We start from the raw sequence: 16,471 nt of genomic DNA on the forward strand, positions 1-16,471 counted from the left end.
GCCGCGCCCACGCGCCATTCGCACCCGCCGGCCTGGAAGAAGACAAAGAGGTACCCACACTCCACCTCACTCGATCAAAAAGAACTCGCCCGGCGCCGCTCCCCGGCGCCCCTTACGCCCACCCCGCCCGGCGTTCAGGCCACAACCAGCGCCTGCGCCTCAGCCACCCGCAACGGCATCTCGGCCTGGGTCTGCAGCCCCGGAATGAGCCCCTGCTGACCACCGTCGTGCCACTCCACATCCCAGGCCACCGTCACCGACACGGTGTACGCGTCCTCCGGCTGCCGCACCGACGAGCGCACGTAGGTATGCCCGCAGTCCGGAGACCTCGAATCCGCCGCGTACTTGCGTGAGTACGGCGTCCCAGCGCCCTCACACACCACGCTCTGGCCATCACCCATGAGCCACGTCGCCGTACGCGGTATCGCCGTGGCCGTCACCGTCACCCCAGGCACCGTCGCGGTCTTCGACACCGGCCGCCACATCGCCCGGTCCAGCCACATCCACGTCGGCACCCGCACCAACTGCGCATGCCTCTCATCGGGATTGGTACGGATCACCGGGTCGGGGAGCACCAACTCCCTCACCACCTGCTGCGCGACAACCGCAGGATCCGGCTTCGCCGCTTTGTCACCGTCCTGCGCCTTCGGCTTCGTGCCGTCGAAGCGAGGGAGGATACCCATCCCGTTGCCGAGGTCGTACTCCCAGCCGTCCGATTCGACCGTCGGGGGCCCCTTCGGGCCACCGCCCCCACCGCCTGCCGCAATCCCGTGCGGGGAGGAACCCTTCGGTCTCCCGGCGCCCGCCGGACGCGCGTCGCTTTTCGCGCCGACGCCGCACTTTCCGTGCCGACACTTCACACCCGTGGTGACATCCAGGTACGAACCTCCGTCGTCCGCCCGGCTCGAACCAGGGGACAACCCGACAAGTAACGCCACCGTCACGGCAACAGCCTTGGGAAGCGATGGAAGGCCGGACCTCAGTCCAGGCATGATCCCGCCTCCCCGGTGTACAGCTCGGAGACCCACCACTTGCCCGAGGCGAAGACGACCGTGGCCGTCGTGCGGTAGTGCCCACCAGGCATGCCACCAGCGGATCCGCTCGGCTTGAGCTGCACCCACTTGGACCCGTCGACGCAATCCGTCAGTTCGACCTTGGTCCTGCTCAATTTCACGACCGTGGGAGCTACGCTCGCCGCTCCCTTACCCGTCACACCGTTCTTGCGATTCTGCTCCATCATGTACTGCAACAGACTCAGAGCATCGCCCTTGGCGTGATCATCGAGACGGGGGTGCTTCGGGTCCGAGGTACGGGAGGCCTCGGCGGCGTCCATCCACATTGCCCGGTATGCAGCGACCGCCTCGCTCTCCGCCTCACCTGTCGAGGAAGGCGACGGCGAGGTCAGGTCCTTCGAAGCCTGCGAGCCCTTCTCACCCGCCGCACGAGGCGCACTCTGCGTGCACGCACCCACCCCGAACGCCAGGACTACGGCGGTGGAGATGGCTGCCGCCCTGCCTACTCGATCCGTTCTCACATCTCCCCCGCTCCCACCTGCCACGCGTCACGCAGTGTGGTCGATCCGTCACTGGCTCACCCGTCATGCCCCAGGATTCTGGCGAGATAAACCGGATCCGGAAGATTCGCATCCCTTTCACTCGTACGGTGCGAATACCGTCGCAATCTCAACGCTTGGCGTCACACCAATTCACCCGCACGAGGGCCGAGTTAGGGGTGTCAGAGCACCCACAGCGGGGCAAGGCGGCCTGCCGCCAGTTCAACGGATCGACGGACAACGACGCCCAGCCGCTGCGCAACGCGCCTCGAAGTCCGGAGGCAGCCAGCCTCCGGAGAGCAGTCGAGGGTATGCAGCAAAGGCTGCATGCGCAGCGAGGGCGAACATCAACGACGCCCAGGGGTTTGAAGGCGCACGGCAAAGTACCCACCGCCGTACTTCTCCTGGAACGAGCACTCAAAGACATCCGGCGCGAAACAGGTCCACCGAGTCCAGCCCGGTCCACCCCAGATCCAGCTTCCCCCCGGTGCCTCCGAAGAAGGCCCCTCTGTCGGTAACTGTCACCTCACCGGGCCCCTCGGGGACCCATCGCGGCTGTGCATCCGTGATGGCCCAGCGCCTCCGGGCGGCGTTGCCCATGGCCGAGCCGACGAGGCTCCCGATCACGAGCGCCGGTCCGCCGAGGGCCAGCACATTGTTGTGCGCGTACGTTCCGTCGCCGAACGGACGTCAGGTTAAGCGGACCGCATGCCCTACAGCCAAAGGCACTTCCCCCAGCCCGAGTCTGGCCGTAGTGGGGATCGGCGGGCGATCTCCAAGTCGGCCCACGACCAAGTCGTAGACAACGTGACAGGCGTAGAGCAGGTGGTCGTCAGCCACGGTCCAAGCGACCGGCTCCCCAGCGCGCGGGCGCACCGCGTACGGATTGGCGTCCACGACTCCTCCTACGACTCGACCGTGTCAAGGATCCACATCGTAGGAACGATCAACGGACTCCAGTGCTTCGTCGCGACCACCGTCATCCGACCGCGTTACGGTCGCCGTACGGAGCAGCGGCGCGTTCGCCGGGATAACCATCCACGCGGTCTTCGTACTTCTTGTACCCCTGGTGAACCCCCATGCGCCCTTGGTGAGTTCATGGACGATGTGCAGACCGCGCCCGCGTTCGGCCAGCAGCGCGCACAACGCCTCCAGGCCACCCCCGCGATGCTTCTCCGCCGGGGAATACGGCCGGGCCGCCGGGAACGCGGAAAGCTTCGGGATACGCGGATCGTGATCCTCGATTTCACAAATGACCTCGGCGACGGTACGGCGCAACCGCATCTCGTACGGCCCCACCGCATGCTCGGTGGCATTGGCGACAAGCTCCGACACGGCCAGCACCACGTCGCTGATCACCTCGCCGTCGTAGCCGAGCTGGTCGAGGGCACAACGGAGAGCCACCCGAGCCTGCGCCGGGGCGTCAGGGGTGCAGTTCGTCCAGCGCCATAGGACGCTTGAAGCGGCGTCCGAGGCGCGGTGCGCGGTCATCGCCGCCCTCCCCGAGCCGCGTGGCGTCCCCGTACGACGCGTCGGTGACGGCCACGCCCGGGACGTACGCAATCACGCGCTTCGAAGAGCGCGAACGGGCCGGCCGTAGGCACGAACGGCAGCAACAACACGGCGGTGAACAGAATCGGCGCCACGACAGGGACCTCCCGGCGATCGCGATTGGGACGCGACCACCACACCGTGGATCCCCGAAGAGCGGACCACCCCTCTCACCAGGAATTTCAAGCACTTCCCGCCGCTCCGAACAGCCTCTCCTAGCGCGAAACCTGGCCAGCTGAGGCCAATGTTCGAGCGTATCGGCGGCGCCTGAATCGTGGCTCTGGAACTGGGAGCGGTCCAGGACCACTTTTCAGCCGTCGCCGACATCCGAGGTGGTCGAGGGTCGCAACGCCTTCGATCCCGGCGAGCGATGGGCAACTGAATGGTGGCGGTCGTCCCTCCGGGTAGCCGAAAGTCTGCAACCGCGCTGCCGTCCGCACCAAATAGCGGCCGTCCTCCGGCAGACCGCAGGATCGATGGCGCATAGGTGACCTTGACCAAGCTCTATGAGGCTGGTCCGCTTGGTTAGTTCGGATGTCTTTCTGGGGGTTGCCTACGTGTTCAGGTCGGCTCTGCATGCGCTGTTCCGGTCCAATGGCCGGAGAGCGGGGCTCTTTGGGTATTGCGCAGCCGACCTGGTGACACGCTCGTGAGAACTAGGCGCGACGCAACGATCGCCGTCGTCGCCGGCGGTGGCGCGGTAACCACGATGCTCGTCGGCCTGGTCACGAACGCAGTGTCCGCGCAGTCACATTGGCCCTCCTGGCTGGCCTGGTTACAGAAGCACCCCTGGTTGTCGTTCGTCATGCTAGGGGTGGTCACGGCCGGGCTGACGACGTTGCTCGCTGCGTTGGACGATCGCCGGGCACCAGGGCAAAGCCCGGAGCCGACGGTCCGTCCGGACGACGGGTCGGGTCCGCCCGGGGCTGCGCTGGTGTTGCGGTCGCTGCCGCGCGACACCGCGGCGTTTACCGACCGGTCGGCCGAGCTGGAGTCTCTGGTGGGCTCGGTGCGTACCGCGCAGGAGACCGGGGAGGCCCTGCTGGTCCACGTGATCGACGGGATGCCCGGGGTTGGAAAGACGACCTTTGCGGTGCATGCGGGGCATGTGCTTGCCGAGCGGTTCCCCGACGGGCAGCTCTTCGTGAACCTGAACGGGCACACAACGGGGCGTAGCCCGGTGCAGGCGACCGAGGCTCTGGGCTCGCTCCTCGCGGCCACCGGCGTTCCGACGCAGCAGATACCCGTCGGTGACGACGCCAGCGCGATCATCGAGGCACGGGCCGCCATGTGGCGGAGTCAGCTGGCGGGCAAGAAGGCGCTGCTCATCCTCGACAACGCCGCCAGTTACCGGCAGTTGGAACCTCTACTGCCCGGCGGGACCGGCTGTCTCGTGCTGGTGACCAGTCGTAAGCGGCTGGCCGCGCACGAGGAAGTGGTGCTGGCGGTGGAGGCGTTGCCGCCCGATCACGCGGTTACCCTGTTCGTACGGCTCAGCGGGCGGTCGGCGGACTCGCTCGACCGGGAGGTACTCGCGGAGCTGGTGCGGCTGTGCGGATACCTGCCGTTGGGCGTGTCACTGCTCGCCGCGCGAATACGGCACCATCCGTCCTGGAGCGCCGAGGACCTGCACGAGCGGTTGGTGGCAGCCCGGGACCGGCTGGGAGAACTGCGCGCTGGGGAGCGTGCGGTCGCCGCGACGTTCGATCTGTCGTATCGGGACCTCGCGCCGGAGCGCCAGCGCTTCTTCCGGTGCCTCGGTTTCTATCCGGGTACGGAACTCGATGCGTATGTCGGGGCCGCGCTTGGCTCGGTTTCGGTGACGGTGGCTCGCCGGCAGCTCGACGCGCTCTACGACGACCATCTGATCGACGAACACCCGGGGAGCCGTTACCGGCTTCACGATCTCCTACGCGACTATGCCCGCGGTCTCGCTGACGAGGGAGACAGCATGGACCACGTACAGGCTGTTCAGCGTGTGTGCACCTACTACCTGGCCGCTCTGGCCGTCACGAACGAGCACATCGTCCGTGGCGGCGCCATAGTGCCGCCTCCACCGGACGACGCGGAGCGCATGGAAACTCCGGTCATGGAATCCCGTACGGCGGCCCTGAGTTGGCTGGAGAACGAGCGGCCCAACGTCCTGGCCTGCATCCGGCAGGCGAACGGGCTCGCCCTGCACGACCTCGTAATCCGTCTGGCCGCGGCCATGGCACCCTTCCTGCGGCAGGCCGGGCCCTGGGACCAGGCCGTCGGACTCCACCGGACGGCCGCCGAGGCCGCCCGGCACACCGGCGACCAGCAGGCGCTGGCTGGCGCGCTGGCCGAACTCGGTGTCGTACGGCGCTTCATGGCCTCCTACCGCGAAGCGACCGAGGCCCTGAACGAAGCGGTGACGCAGTACGACGCGGCCGGGGACCGGCGAGGCAAGGCGGACGCCCTGAACCAGGTGGGCATCGTCTGGTACCTGACCGCGGACAACGAAGCCTCGGCCCGCGCCCAGAGCGAGGCGCTCGCCCTCTACCGCGAGCTCGGGGACCGGCTCGGCCAGGCCAACGCCCTCGCCGACCTCGGCATGGTGCGCCGCCAGACCAGCAACTTCGACACGGCCGTGGAGGCACAGTCCGAAGCACTGTCGATCTACCGTGAGCTCGGCGACCGGTACGGGGAGGCCAACTCACTGCGGGACCTCGGCATCGTGCACTGCCTGATGGGCGAGTACACCCTGGCCGCGCAGCAGCAGCGTGAAGCGTTCAACATCTACAAGGCGCTGGACGACCGGGTCCACCAGGCGTACGCCCTCAACGAGTTGGGCGTGGTGCAGCGACTCACCGGCGATCCCGACGGTGCTCGCGATGCCCACACCCAGGCGCTGGAGCACTACACCGAGCTCGGCGACCGCTTCGGCCGCGCGAACAGCATCCGCCATCTCGGGGTGCTGGACCGCCTGTCCGGCGACGTGCCGATGGCAATCCGTGTGCTTGAGGAGGCTCTGGAGGCGTATCGCGATCTCGGCAGCCGTGGCGGAGAGGCTGCCTCGTTGAGCGAGCTGGGGGTCGCCCGCGGGATCGCCAGTGAGCAGGACGGTGCTGTGGACGCGTTCAGGCAGAGCCTGGAGATCCTGCGCGATCTCGGCGATCGATGTGGCGAGGCGGGAGTGCTGAACCACTGGGGAGCGCTGCTGCGTACCTCTGGTAACCCGGCCGCGGGACGCGGGCGCTTCGAGCAGGCGCTGGGGCTGGCCCGGGGCATCCGCTGCCCGCTGGAGGAGGCACGGGCACTGGAGGGAATCGGCCGCTGCGACCGGGTGATCGACGGCCCCGCCCGGGCCGAGGGCAGGCTGCGTGAAGCGCTCACCATGTACAGGCAGTTGGGCGTGAGCGCGCTGGCCGACGACATCGAACGGCTCCTGGTGTCGCAGGCCGGATGAGCCGGATACGTGACCAGTTTCCGTATGTCGCGGTAAGTGGCCACTCTGCTACGTTCCGAGCCAACTGTCGCTTCAACCACCACCGTCGCACCGTGCCGGTCCCCGGCACGTCCATCACGAGGAGCGTTGAATGCCGCCCAGCACGACTGTTTTCTCCCCTTCGGCCTCCGGTCCAGACACCACGGAGTCCGCGCCCCGCCCCGAAGTCCTGGACCGTGTCGCCGCCCGCGTGCAGCGCCGTCTGGCGGCTGAGCGGGCCGCCTCGAACAGCATCGGGGACGGCGCCCACGCCGCCTCGCTGATCTGGCCGTGGCCGCTGTAGTCGCTGCTGCTTGATGACGCCGACACCTCCTCCTACGCCGTTCCACACCTTCATCCTCAAAGTCGCCAATCGATGCAACATCGATTGCGACTACTGCTATGTCTTCAACTCCAAGGACCAGGCGTGGCGGAGCCTGCCCGCGCGGATGAGCACGGACGTGGCTCAGGCGGCGGCTCGGAGGATCGCCGAGCACGTAGCGACGTACGGGCTGCGGACCGTCCACGTCGTGCTGCACGGTGGCGAGCCACTGCTCGCCGGACCCCGGCACTTGGGGGAGCTTCTCCGCGTACTTAAGGACGGCCTCCCGCCCGACGTCGAGGTCCGTTTCGAGCTGCAGACCAACGGGACGCTCGTGTCGGAGGCGTGGCTCGACCTGTTCGAGCAGTATGCGGTGGCGGTGGGCGTCAGCCTCGACGGGCCGCCAGCCGCCAACGACCGGCACCGGCTCACGCGTACCTCCCGGTCGAGCGCGGCCTCGGCAGTGCGGGGCATCGAGCTGCTGCGGTCCCGGCCTGGGCTCTTCGCTGGGCTCCTCGCCGTGGTGGACCTGGCGAACGATCCCGTGGAGGTGCACGACTACCTGGCGTCGTTCGAGCCTCCGGTAATCGACTTCGGGCTGCCGCACGGGACCCACGATGCCCCGCCGGATCGGAATCATCCCGCCGTCCCGGAGTACGGAGTGTGGATGAGCCGCGTCTACGACGCCTGGCTTGCCCAGCCCCAGTACCAGCACAGCGTGCGCATGCTGGAGGACATCGTGGCGCTCAGCTCCGACGTGCGCGGCGCGGTGGAGACCCTCGGGCTTGCCCCGCCCGCCAGCATCGTGATCGAGTCCGACGGTTCCGTCGAGGGCGTGGACACCCTGCGCTCGGTGGAGGAGGGCGAGTCCTGGCTCGGGCTCGACGTCTTCGGCGACTCCTTCGACGCGGCCATCCACCACCCCAAGCTGCTGCACCGGCAGGAGAGCGGGACGGCCGCCCTCGCCGAGGAGTGCCAACGCTGTCCGCTGGTGACCATATGCGGCGGTGGATACCTGCCGCACCGTTTCAGCGCGGCACGCGGGTACCGAAACCCGTCCGTCTACTGCGCGGACCTGGCGTATCTCATTCGGCATGTCCAGGGTTCTCTACAACGGCACGGCTGGGCGCTGGGGACTGTTGCCGCCGGGTCGCCGTAGCCAGCATGAACAACCTCACAATCGACAGGAGTTGTCCGCCGATGACCGTGACGATCCGGCCAGCCGAGAAGAGCGATGTCCGGGGACTGGCCGAGCTGATCGAGGAGATCGAGCGGTTCTACGGCACAACCCAGGCCGAGATCCAGCCTTTCGACGAGCGCCAGGACCAGGTCGAGGAAGCCCTCTTCGGCTCACCCCCGCTCGCCTCCGCCCTGCTCATCGAGGACGAGGCCGGGAACATCGTCGGGCTCGCCGCGTATTCGTTCCTGTGGCCGTCGGCTGGGTCGACCCACTCCCTCTTCCTCAAGGAGCTGTACGTCCGTGACACGCTCCGCCGGCAAGGAGTCGGCGAACGCCTCATGAACGAGCTGCGCGCCATCGCTGCAGCGCGTCCCGGGTGCAGCCGGGTCGAGTGGATGACGGACCGCGTCAACCCCGGCGCGCGTGCCTTCTACAAGTCGCTCGGTTTCGCGGAGTTCGACGGGAAGATCGTCTACAGGGTCGACATCAGTAACGACCTTGGGGGAAATAGTGATCGTCCCGGTCGGGCCGTGACATGAGAAGGACCGCACGGGTTGGGTGAGTTATAAAGCTGACCTGAGCCCGTGCGGCCTGTTCCCATCCTGCCTTGTCCGGTGTCTCCCGCGCACATTTCGGCGAGTTGTTCGCCGACCTCGCCGGAGCGTGGGAAGCTGCCCGCCAGTCCGCGTGCGGCACGGGGTGGCCCGCGCCGACGGATGGAAGGGGCTGGGCGCAAGCCGAAGCTGGTCTTTATTGACCGGCTGCTGATCACCCTGGTCCATCTGCGCCACCAGTTGCCGCACGCGGTCCTCGCCGAGCTTTTCGCCGTAGACCGCTCCACCGTCTCCGAGGCCACCCGTCAGGCGCCCTCGGCGAGGCCGCCAACGCCGCCACCCGCACCGAGCCCTTCCTCGGCGCCCGCTACTGGCGCATCGTCAAACGCCGTGGCCACGCCAAAGCCCTGGTCGTCCTCGCCCGCTCGATCACTTTCGCTGCCGCGGAGCACATATCCCGACTCCGTGGACCATCGACTCGGCAGCCGGGACCGACTGACCGCAGGGCAATACACGTGGAGAGCCGGATGCGTGGAGACACACACGTCCGGTTCGGGTCGGCGGCTCGGGGAAACGGAACGACGGCAACGTCGTCACCGCGCCCCGAGCCGACCGCTCAAGGTCAGGAGGTCGTACGGCCGGAATGCCAGGACCGAGGAGACCTATTCTGGCATGAGCGCCAACTCCCGAGCCTGCTTCCATGCGCGCGAGTACGACGACGCGGCTATGACGTCGCCCCGCTCGCTAGCAGAGAGCCGACCGTCCTTCACTGTGTCGAGCTCCTTCAGGTGCTCGCGGAGCATCCGCACCAGCGGAGACGGTATCGGCACGATGCGCACCTCACGTGCCGCTCGCTGCTTCAGACCGACGCTCGCGGTGACCCAGCCGTCACCGACCTCGACCCCGGACACCGCATCCAGGTATCCGCGCCCGCGCTCAAAGGAACGGGGTCCGGCCAGCGTCTTGAGGTTCGCCTCGGTGATGCCGCGCATGGTCTTTTCCGCCTTGCTCTGGTCGTGCGTGCGACGGCGCCGGCCTAGGGGTGCCGCGGGGATACAGGCCCACGACTTCGGAGGGCCTGACCGCCAGCTCACCAGGTTCCAAGAGCGGTCGGCCGGTCAGTCACGGGCCAGGTCCACGCGCGTGGTGTGCGGGGGTCAAGCCTGGCTGACCGACAAGTGGATGCAGAGTCCCACCGGTCGGCACCGGACCGGGTCACCCGCGTCGAAGGAACCACTGCGCAGCGGAGGGTGGTCGGCTCAAGGCAGCGGGGTCAGAATCCCCCGGCGCTGCAATTCCCGGATGTGTTCGGCTGCCCTCTGCGGAGCAGTGCCGCCTGTGACGAGCACTCCCGCCTCCAGATTCCTGCGTACCCCGGATTCCGTGAGGTTGGCGCTGCCCACCAGCAGGATGCGGCGATCAGCGACGGCCAGTTTGGCGTGCTGCCGGGCATGCTCGTGCTCGCGTGCCGCGGGGGCCCAGTGCCAGAGTCTCAGGCCAGGCACCGAGGCGAATGCCGCGGCCGGCTCGGGTCCGCCGAGCAGTCCGGCCGCGCCTTCCCGGGTCTCGACGACGACATGCACGTCGACGCCGCGCGCGACGGCTTCACGCAGGGCGGATATCAGTGGGGGGTAGCGGCGGGCCGCGTAGGTCATGGCCAGGAGTTCGGAGCGGGCCCCACCGACGACCTCGGTAAGGACGCGTGCGGTCGCGCGTACCGGCACGCCCGGTGTGGCCGGTCCGCTCCACACCGTGCGCACTTCGGCTTCGTCCCTGCGCCGGGACCACCCCGCCACGAACCCACGAAGGTAGGCGGCGGCCTCGGCCGACGGGACGTGATTGCTCTGGGCTGCCTCGTACAGCGCCCGGATCGCGTCGCCGACGGCCGGGGCCTGGACCAGGAGCAGTGCATGCTCCAGGCCCCGGCCGCGAGCGAATACCCCCGCCAGGTCCTTGGCCCGGGATGGCCCTAGCAGGACGACGGCCTGCTCTGCCGCCGCCTCGAAGTCCCGGCGGCTCACGGCCGCAGGTTCACCGGTGTCAGCACCTGATCGGTGTCGTCGCCGAGTGGGACGAGGAAACGGCGGTCCAGGAAGCGGTTGCCGCGTTCGCAAGTCGTCTCGGAGACGAAGAGGCAGACGTGGCACGCCGCGCCGTGCAGGTAGTCCGCGGGGTCCTTCGGCAGCCGTTCGGCGCACAGCGGGTCGGAGGAGCAGCGGGCCGCGTCCTCCAGGGCCCTGCGCACGATCCGTTCGAAGTGGGTGTCCTCGGTGAGCGAGACGAGCCCGCCCAGGGTGCCCTCGGAGTCGGGGACGGCGGTGTAGATGAGGATGCCGGTACGGGTGTTCTCCTCGTCTCCGGCGTAGATACGTTCGCCGAGGCTCGCCGAGCTGTAGCCGCATTCGAGGGCGATGGTGCGGATCAGCAGGTGGGACAGGGTGTGCAGAGCTATGTAGCGTTCGCCGGGCCAGCCGCGCATGGGGTCGAAGGGGCCCGTGATGCGGTCCGACTTCCGGTTGCTGCGGAACCGGCCGAAGGCTTCCCGGTGCGCCGCCATCTGCGGCGACTTCTGCATCCGGTCCTCCCACTCGGCCATCAGGTCCTCGCGCACCCGCAGGAAGATGCCCTCACCACGGACCTCGCTGGCCGGCACCCAGTTCTGTGAGGTGCGGGAGAGCCGTACGAGGGTGGCGATCTCGTCCGACTCGGGGTCGGGGGCATCGAGCCGGGTGAAGCCGACCAGCGCGCGGGCCTCCCGAAGCCGCTGCACCTGGCGGACGTCCGCGAACAGTCCGTCAAGGGTCGTGGGGACGGTGACGCTCTCCATCGCGAAGTCGTCAGTGGGGTCGGGTATGTGCGGCGCGGCAAGGACGTCCCATTCGGGGCTGAGCAGGTCGGCCGCCACCTCGGTGGCCTGGTTCTGCTGTCCGGTGGCGCCATGCCTGCGGGCCTCGACGGCGGCGATCAGCGCGTCCGGGTCGTACTCCTTGAGGTAGGTGAACTGCGGCATGGCGGATAGGGCGTCGTAGACGGGACGGGAGGTGACGTTCTGCAATTCCACCCAGCGTTCCTCGACGAGTTCGGTCAGGTCCTGATTCCTGCTCGGCGGCAGGGCGAGGGCGCTGAGCGTCATCGGGAACCACTGGTTGGAGGCGCCCGCCACCATCAGGGTGGCCTCGCGGTCGCAGCCGTCACTCTCGAAGGCGGACAGGTGCGGGTGGCGGCCGCGGCAGGCGGGCAGCTCGGCGCGGCCCCGCTCCCCCATCGCGTCGCGGATGTTGCGCTTCTCGCCGCAGGCGACGCATTCGAGGGTGACGTTCGCCGCCTGGTTGCCGCCGTGGTCCTTCATTCGCATCAGCGGTCGGGGGCTCTTCGCGCACAGATTGCCGCGGTGGACGAACATCGCGTACGGGAATTCGTCCAGGTGCCCGTTCGTGCAGACCAGGGTGAAGCGGGCGGTCACGGCGAGCGGCCGGCCGAACTTGCAGTCGCTGTGTGCGAACTTCGCCTCGTGCGGGGTGCGCGGATTGTTGTTGAGGAAGGTGAAGGCGTCGGCGTCGATGGGGGCGAGGAGGTTGCACGCGGTGCAGCGCAGCCACTGCGGGAACGGCGTGACGGGGACACCGATGCCCTGTGCGGCCCAGTCCTTGGGAGCGCCGTCCGCCCCCTCCATCCAGGGGGCGGAGCGCAGTTCGCTGATCTGGGCCCGTCCGTAGAGCTGGAGGGCCCGGTTGACGGCGGTGCGCAGCCGGGGTTCCTCGATGAGGTAGTCGTCCGGAAGGAGCCCGGTGTGGCTCCAGGATTCCAGTCCCTTGACGAGGACGGAGAAGTTGGGCAGGTCGACGAGCGCGCCCACGCCGGCCGTGTACATGAGGTGGCTGGGGCGTGCCGCGCCCACCCGCCGGTAATAGTTGCCGCTCATCGCCGTCCCTTTCCTGCCGCCTCGGCAGCGTCCCCGTACTCGTCGGCGTCGACCTGCGCGCCGCCATCGCCACCCGTGCCCTCGGGGTCCTTGCCGCCGGCGGCTCCGAAGTGCCAAGCGGGACCACCGTTGGTGGGCTGGTCCACGAAGTTGCCGCCGCCCGGCAGCAGCAGGTTGAGTTCGTTCTCGGTCTCCCGCATGGACATGGGCACGGTGAGTTCGTCCCAGCGTGAGCCATCGGCCCGGTGAAGAAGCCCGGTGACCAGGGTGTCCTTCTTCTTCTCCTTGCGGTAGCCCAGGACGCCGCCGCTTTCGCGCCGTTCCTCCCATCGGTCCTTCAGCGCTTCGATGCGCTCCGTCAGGTAGTCCTGGGCGCGCTGCCCGCCGACGCGGTCCGCCCGTTCCAACAGCCGCTGTTCGACCTGCTGGGCGAGTTCGCCGTAGAGGTCCACGTGCTGGGCGTCGGTGTTGCGGGAGTGCTCGTACGCGGCCTGGCGCAGCGCCGCGATGTACGTCGGCGCCGTGCCCCGATCAAGTGCGCGGCGCGTGAATGGCGTGACCGACAGGGCTTCGACCTGGCGGTAGAAGGTCGCGTGGTAGTGCGCGAAGTCCTCGAAGTGCGCCAGGTCGCGCGGACGGGACCAGTTGTAGAGGGTGACGACCAGTCCGGGGCGGCGCGCGTCCCGGCCGACGCGGGAGGACGCCTGGATGTACTCGGCGGTGTTCTTGGGCTGACCGACGACGAGCATCAGGCCGAACCGGGAGACGTCGACGCCGACCTGGAGCATGGAGGTAGCCAGAACGACATCCACGGCCCGCTCCTGCACGGGCGTCATACGGGCACGCGGCTCGCGCTTGTCCCGCCGGGCCGCCACGTATTCGGCGGCGAAGGCCTTGCGGCGCTTCGACGTGTCCCGTTCCGGGTCGAAGGGGGACTCCAGCCGCTTGAGGGTGGCGCTGATGTCTGCCGAGGAGATGCGGGAGGTCAGTTCCTGGATGGTGAGCATCCCGGACTTGGTGGGAATGCGGTCCGCGATCGTGTCGTGCCCCTTGCGGCCGCCGTTGGCGCGGACGCGGGTGGCAATGTCGTCGTCGAGGTAGCGGCGCATGCCGGCGAGTTCGCGGGTGGCGTTGAAGTAGCCGACTAGCGTCATGTACGGGTCGGCGGCGGCCCCGTAGGTGTCGAACTGCTCCTGTCCGGCGAGCAGCAGGATCTCGGCGACCCGGATCTCGGCGGCCTTGAGCCGGGTCCCGTGCGCGCACACGCCGAGGTAGCGGCGGCCGGGGTTGTCCCGGGCGAGTTCCACCTGCCGGGAGAAGAAGGTGTCGCCCACGTCGAGGACCTGTGGTGGGAAGACGGCGACCTGTCGGGCGAAGACGCCGCGCACCTGCTCGGCGGCGCGCTTGGTGGTGGCCGTGGACGCGACAATCTTCGGGCCGACGTCGTGTCGTGCGCCGCCATCGTCGGTGTACGACCAGCTGCACAGCTGGTCGATGGCGGCTTCGAAGAGCCCGACGGTGGTGCCGAGCGCGCCGGAGATCAGGTGCAGCTCGTCCTGGATGATCAGGTCCGGGGGCCGTAGCCGGGTGACGGGCTGGGCCGTCACCGCCTCAAGAGCCGTTCCCTTGCGGGTGTGGCGGCTGCGGCAGCCGGTGCGCTCGTCGAGGTCGTCGTGGCGGTAGCCGTGGCGCGGGCACCACTCGGTGACGCGGCCGAACAGCAGCCCGGCGTAACCGTTCCACGGCAGCTGGGCGAACTTGTCGACGGTCGCGATGACCATGGCGGGTGCGAGGCGGTAGATCTCCTCGTCGACGGTGAGCACGGGGATGCCCTCGCCCGGCGAGCCGAGCCGGGAGAAGGGGCAGCGGTCCTCGCCCTCGCCGCGCGGGCAGTACAGCAGCACGCGGCGCCGGTCGGGGTCGTAGTCCATGTTGGAGTGGGCGGTCAGGCCCTGCCCGCACCAGGGGCAGCTGAGGACCTGGATCACCCGCGCGTGCTTGTCGTTGGCGCTCTCCCGGGCCCCGGCGATCTGCTCCTGCGCCTCTCCGAACCAGTTGGGGGACACCGAGGTCCCCACCCACAGTCCGATACGGAACGGGGTCGCGCCCCAGCGCCGGTCGCGCTCGAACTCCTCGCGACGCAGCACTTCGCAGGCGCTGATCAGGGCGGCTGCCCGCTGGAACTGCTGGGCCGTAAGCAGCCTCAGGGTGTAGCGCATGAGGACGGCGACGCCCGCACTGCCGTCGCGGGCCTCGGCCGCGCTGCCCACGATGCCCTGGAGCCTGCGCAGGGCGAAGGTGTACGCGGCGAGGCCCAGGTAGGCCTCGGTCTTGCCGCCACCGGTGGGGAAGAACAGCAGGTCGACGAGGGCCTCGCGCCCGGTGCCGCGGTGCGGGTGGCCTGGCGCGCTCAACGAGGCGAGGTTGAGCAGGACGAAGGCGAGCTGGAAGGGCCGCCAGGCGGCCGCCTCCTTGCCCTTCTCGTCCACTTCCTGGTGGGCCCGCCGGTAGGAGGCGGGATCGTCCTCGTGTCCGGCGCGCCGGGCGGCGATGGCGGAGTTCCGCCGCTGGAGGGCCATCGCCCGGTTGGCGAACCGGAACGCTTTGAGCGCGTCGTCGTCGGTGGACAGGACGTCGATGCCGAAGGCGATGCGGTGGCACACGTCCTCGGCCTGGTCGATGGCTGCCTCGGCGGCTTTGCGCAGGTCCTCGGGGAGGGTTACAGCCTGCTCGCGCTGTGTCTGGAGCCAGGTGCCGTAGCCGTCGGCGAGCGGAGCCAGGGCGGCGCTCAGTTCCGCTCGGCGTCCGGGCACGGCGAGCTCCGCGAGCTCGTCCATGCCGAGTTCCAGCCCAGCCAGCAGCGGCTGTTCGGAGACCTTGGGGGCGGTGGTGGCGCGCACGTCGTACTCGGGCAGCCAGGTGGTGACCAGCCGGTGGGCCCGCCGCTCCCCGTGGCGGACGGCGGCCGTGACGGCGACGTTGCGGCCGACGGTGTAGCGGAGGCTGTCGCGGTAGAGCAGCCGCAGCCGCCGCTCCTCCGGCTCCTCTGAGGCCCCGGCGGACCTGGGATCCAGCGGGTCGTCAATGGGCAGGAAAACGGCCGCCCGGTCATCAGGGAATGCAGTCACCTCAAGGCCGGTCTGAAACAGCCACTGGGTGTCCCTGCGGTCGGCGGTGCTCTCGGGGAGCCGGTTGACGAGGGCGACCTCCACGACACGCAGGTCCTCGCCCGCCGCCCCGGCCGGGCGTTCACGGACCTGTACGTCTAGGTGGATGCCGTGGGTGTCATCCCCCTCCAGGACGCGGCGCTGGTCGCCGGCCCGGGTGACCTCGATGTCGATGGGATGGTGTTTCACGGGCTCGCGGCCCCATACGCGCACCGGATTCGGGCTGGTGTCGACGATCCTGTCGGTCAGCGAGTACCGCCCCCAGCCAGCGGTGACGCTGAGCGTGCCGATCGACGCCGGAACCACGAAGGACAGCCCCATGGAGGAGGCCCAGATACGGCCCGCGGCCTGCGGCGTGAGGCGCTCGGGCAGTTCGCCGCCCTCGGCACCCTGCCCGTCGTCGCTGCCGGGTTCGTCGTCGCCGGTCTGCGCGGCGCTGCGGGCCATCTGCCGGGCGTTGTCACCGCCGTCCGGGCGGGGGCCGAGCATGCCCACGAGGTAGCGGTCGCGCGGCCCCGCCGACCGGTGCGGCAGTTCCTCGGTCTCCCCGTCCCAGGGGCCGAGGAGGTCCCGCCGGATGTACTTCACCAGCCCGTCGCGTACGTCGTACGAGTCGCCGGGGAGGAAGGTCTGCGGCACCTCGTTCAGCGGATGCGGCACGCCGGGTGCGGCGGGGGGCTGGGACGGCATGGTGATCGGGCCCTTTCTGGCATGACTGAGCCAACTGGGTGAGGCTACCGCGCGCAGTGCGGAGCAACACCGACATGAAGCATGT

10 protein-coding genes and 2 pseudogenes are annotated in these 16,471 nt (G+C 69.0%); 5 read left to right on the forward strand and 7 right to left on the reverse strand.

Going from position 1 to position 16,471, the window contains the following annotated elements:
• Nucleotides 1-134 precede the first annotated feature (134 nt).
• From ABZ656_RS04565 to ABZ656_RS04575, 3 genes are all read right to left on the reverse strand, one after another.
• Nucleotides 135-575: a hypothetical protein gene (locus ABZ656_RS04565; protein ID WP_360264588.1), complete on the reverse strand. Its 441-nt coding sequence runs from the start codon at nt 573-575 to the stop codon at nt 135-137.
• A gap of 404 nt (nt 576-979) precedes the next feature.
• On the reverse strand, nt 980-1,168 hold the full coding sequence (locus tag ABZ656_RS04570; protein WP_360264444.1) for a hypothetical protein: 189 nt from the start codon (nt 1,166-1,168) through the stop codon (nt 980-982).
• Nucleotides 1,169-2,473: 1,305 nt separating this feature from the next.
• A complete protein-coding gene (locus ABZ656_RS04575) occupies nt 2,474-3,043 on the reverse strand; it encodes an ATP-binding protein (RefSeq protein WP_360264447.1) in 570 nt (189 codons plus the stop codon).
• A gap of 682 nt (nt 3,044-3,725) precedes the next feature.
• Here ABZ656_RS04575 and haaT point away from each other — a divergent pair.
• The 5 genes and pseudogenes from haaT to ABZ656_RS04600 all read left to right on the forward strand — a co-directional run.
• Complete coding sequence (haaT, locus tag ABZ656_RS04580) at nt 3,726-6,533, forward strand: cyclophane-containing RiPP biosynthesis TPR protein HaaT (RefSeq protein WP_360264450.1); 2,808 nt, start codon at nt 3,726-3,728, stop codon at nt 6,531-6,533.
• Between the two features lie 130 nt (nt 6,534-6,663).
• A complete protein-coding gene (gene haaA, locus ABZ656_RS04585) occupies nt 6,664-6,855 on the forward strand; it encodes a HaaA family cyclophane-containing RiPP peptide (RefSeq protein WP_360264453.1) in 192 nt (63 codons plus the stop codon).
• A gap of 13 nt (nt 6,856-6,868) precedes the next feature.
• The gene (locus ABZ656_RS04590) at nt 6,869-8,032 is read left to right on the forward strand and encodes an FxsB family cyclophane-forming radical SAM/SPASM peptide maturase (protein ID WP_360264456.1); all 1,164 of its coding nucleotides are present in this window, start codon (nt 6,869-6,871) and stop codon (nt 8,030-8,032) included.
• Between the two features lie 41 nt (nt 8,033-8,073).
• Nucleotides 8,074-8,592 carry a cyclophane-containing RiPP N-acetyltransferase HaaN gene (gene haaN / locus ABZ656_RS04595; protein ID WP_360264459.1) on the forward strand — a complete coding sequence of 173 codons (519 nt, stop codon included), beginning with the start codon at nt 8,074-8,076 and terminating at the stop codon, nt 8,590-8,592.
• Nucleotides 8,593-8,769: 177 nt separating this feature from the next.
• A pseudogene (locus ABZ656_RS04600) lies at nt 8,770-8,856 on the forward strand (hypothetical protein); the annotation flags it as partial.
• A gap of 416 nt (nt 8,857-9,272) precedes the next feature.
• Here the strand turns inward: ABZ656_RS04600 and ABZ656_RS04605 are convergent.
• The 4 genes and pseudogenes from ABZ656_RS04605 to drmA form a co-directional block, all read right to left on the reverse strand.
• Nucleotides 9,273-9,473: pseudogene (locus ABZ656_RS04605) on the reverse strand (site-specific integrase); the annotation flags it as partial.
• A 393-nt stretch (nt 9,474-9,866) separates the two neighbouring features.
• Nucleotides 9,867-10,628: a DISARM system phospholipase D-like protein DrmC gene (drmC, locus tag ABZ656_RS04610; protein ID WP_360264462.1), complete on the reverse strand. Its 762-nt coding sequence runs from the start codon at nt 10,626-10,628 to the stop codon at nt 9,867-9,869.
• Nucleotides 10,625-12,529 carry a DUF1998 domain-containing protein gene (locus ABZ656_RS04615; protein WP_360264465.1) on the reverse strand — a complete coding sequence of 635 codons (1,905 nt, stop codon included), beginning with the start codon at nt 12,527-12,529 and terminating at the stop codon, nt 10,625-10,627. Before ABZ656_RS04615 ends, drmC begins: the two co-directional genes overlap by 4 nt.
• The gene (gene drmA, locus ABZ656_RS04620) at nt 12,526-16,386 is read right to left on the reverse strand and encodes a DISARM system helicase DrmA (RefSeq protein ID WP_360264468.1); all 3,861 of its coding nucleotides are present in this window, start codon (nt 16,384-16,386) and stop codon (nt 12,526-12,528) included. Before drmA ends, ABZ656_RS04615 begins: the two co-directional genes overlap by 4 nt.
• Between the last annotated feature and the right edge of the window lie 85 nt (nt 16,387-16,471).

The sequence above is a fragment of the Streptomyces sp. NPDC007095 genome, assembly GCF_040634475.1.
In the GTDB taxonomy this organism is placed as follows: Bacteria; Actinomycetota; Actinomycetes; order Streptomycetales; family Streptomycetaceae; genus Streptomyces.

Excerpts from the sequence above, each read along its gene's own strand:
- ABZ656_RS04590 (WP_360264456.1), top strand. The coding sequence starts at position 6,869 with ATGACGCCGACACCTCCTCCTACGCCGTTCCACACCTTCATCCTCAAA.
- haaA (WP_360264453.1), top strand. The coding sequence starts at position 6,664 with ATGCCGCCCAGCACGACTGTTTTCTCCCCTTCGGCCTCCGGTCCAGAC.
- haaN (WP_360264459.1), top strand. The coding sequence starts at position 8,074 with ATGACCGTGACGATCCGGCCAGCCGAGAAGAGCGATGTCCGGGGACTG.
- ABZ656_RS04615 (WP_360264465.1), bottom strand. The coding sequence starts at position 12,529 with ATGAGCGGCAACTATTACCGGCGGGTGGGCGCGGCACGCCCCAGCCAC.
- drmA (WP_360264468.1), bottom strand. The coding sequence starts at position 16,386 with ATGCCGTCCCAGCCCCCCGCCGCACCCGGCGTGCCGCATCCGCTGAAC.
- ABZ656_RS04575 (WP_360264447.1), bottom strand. The coding sequence starts at position 3,043 with ATGACCGCGCACCGCGCCTCGGACGCCGCTTCAAGCGTCCTATGGCGC.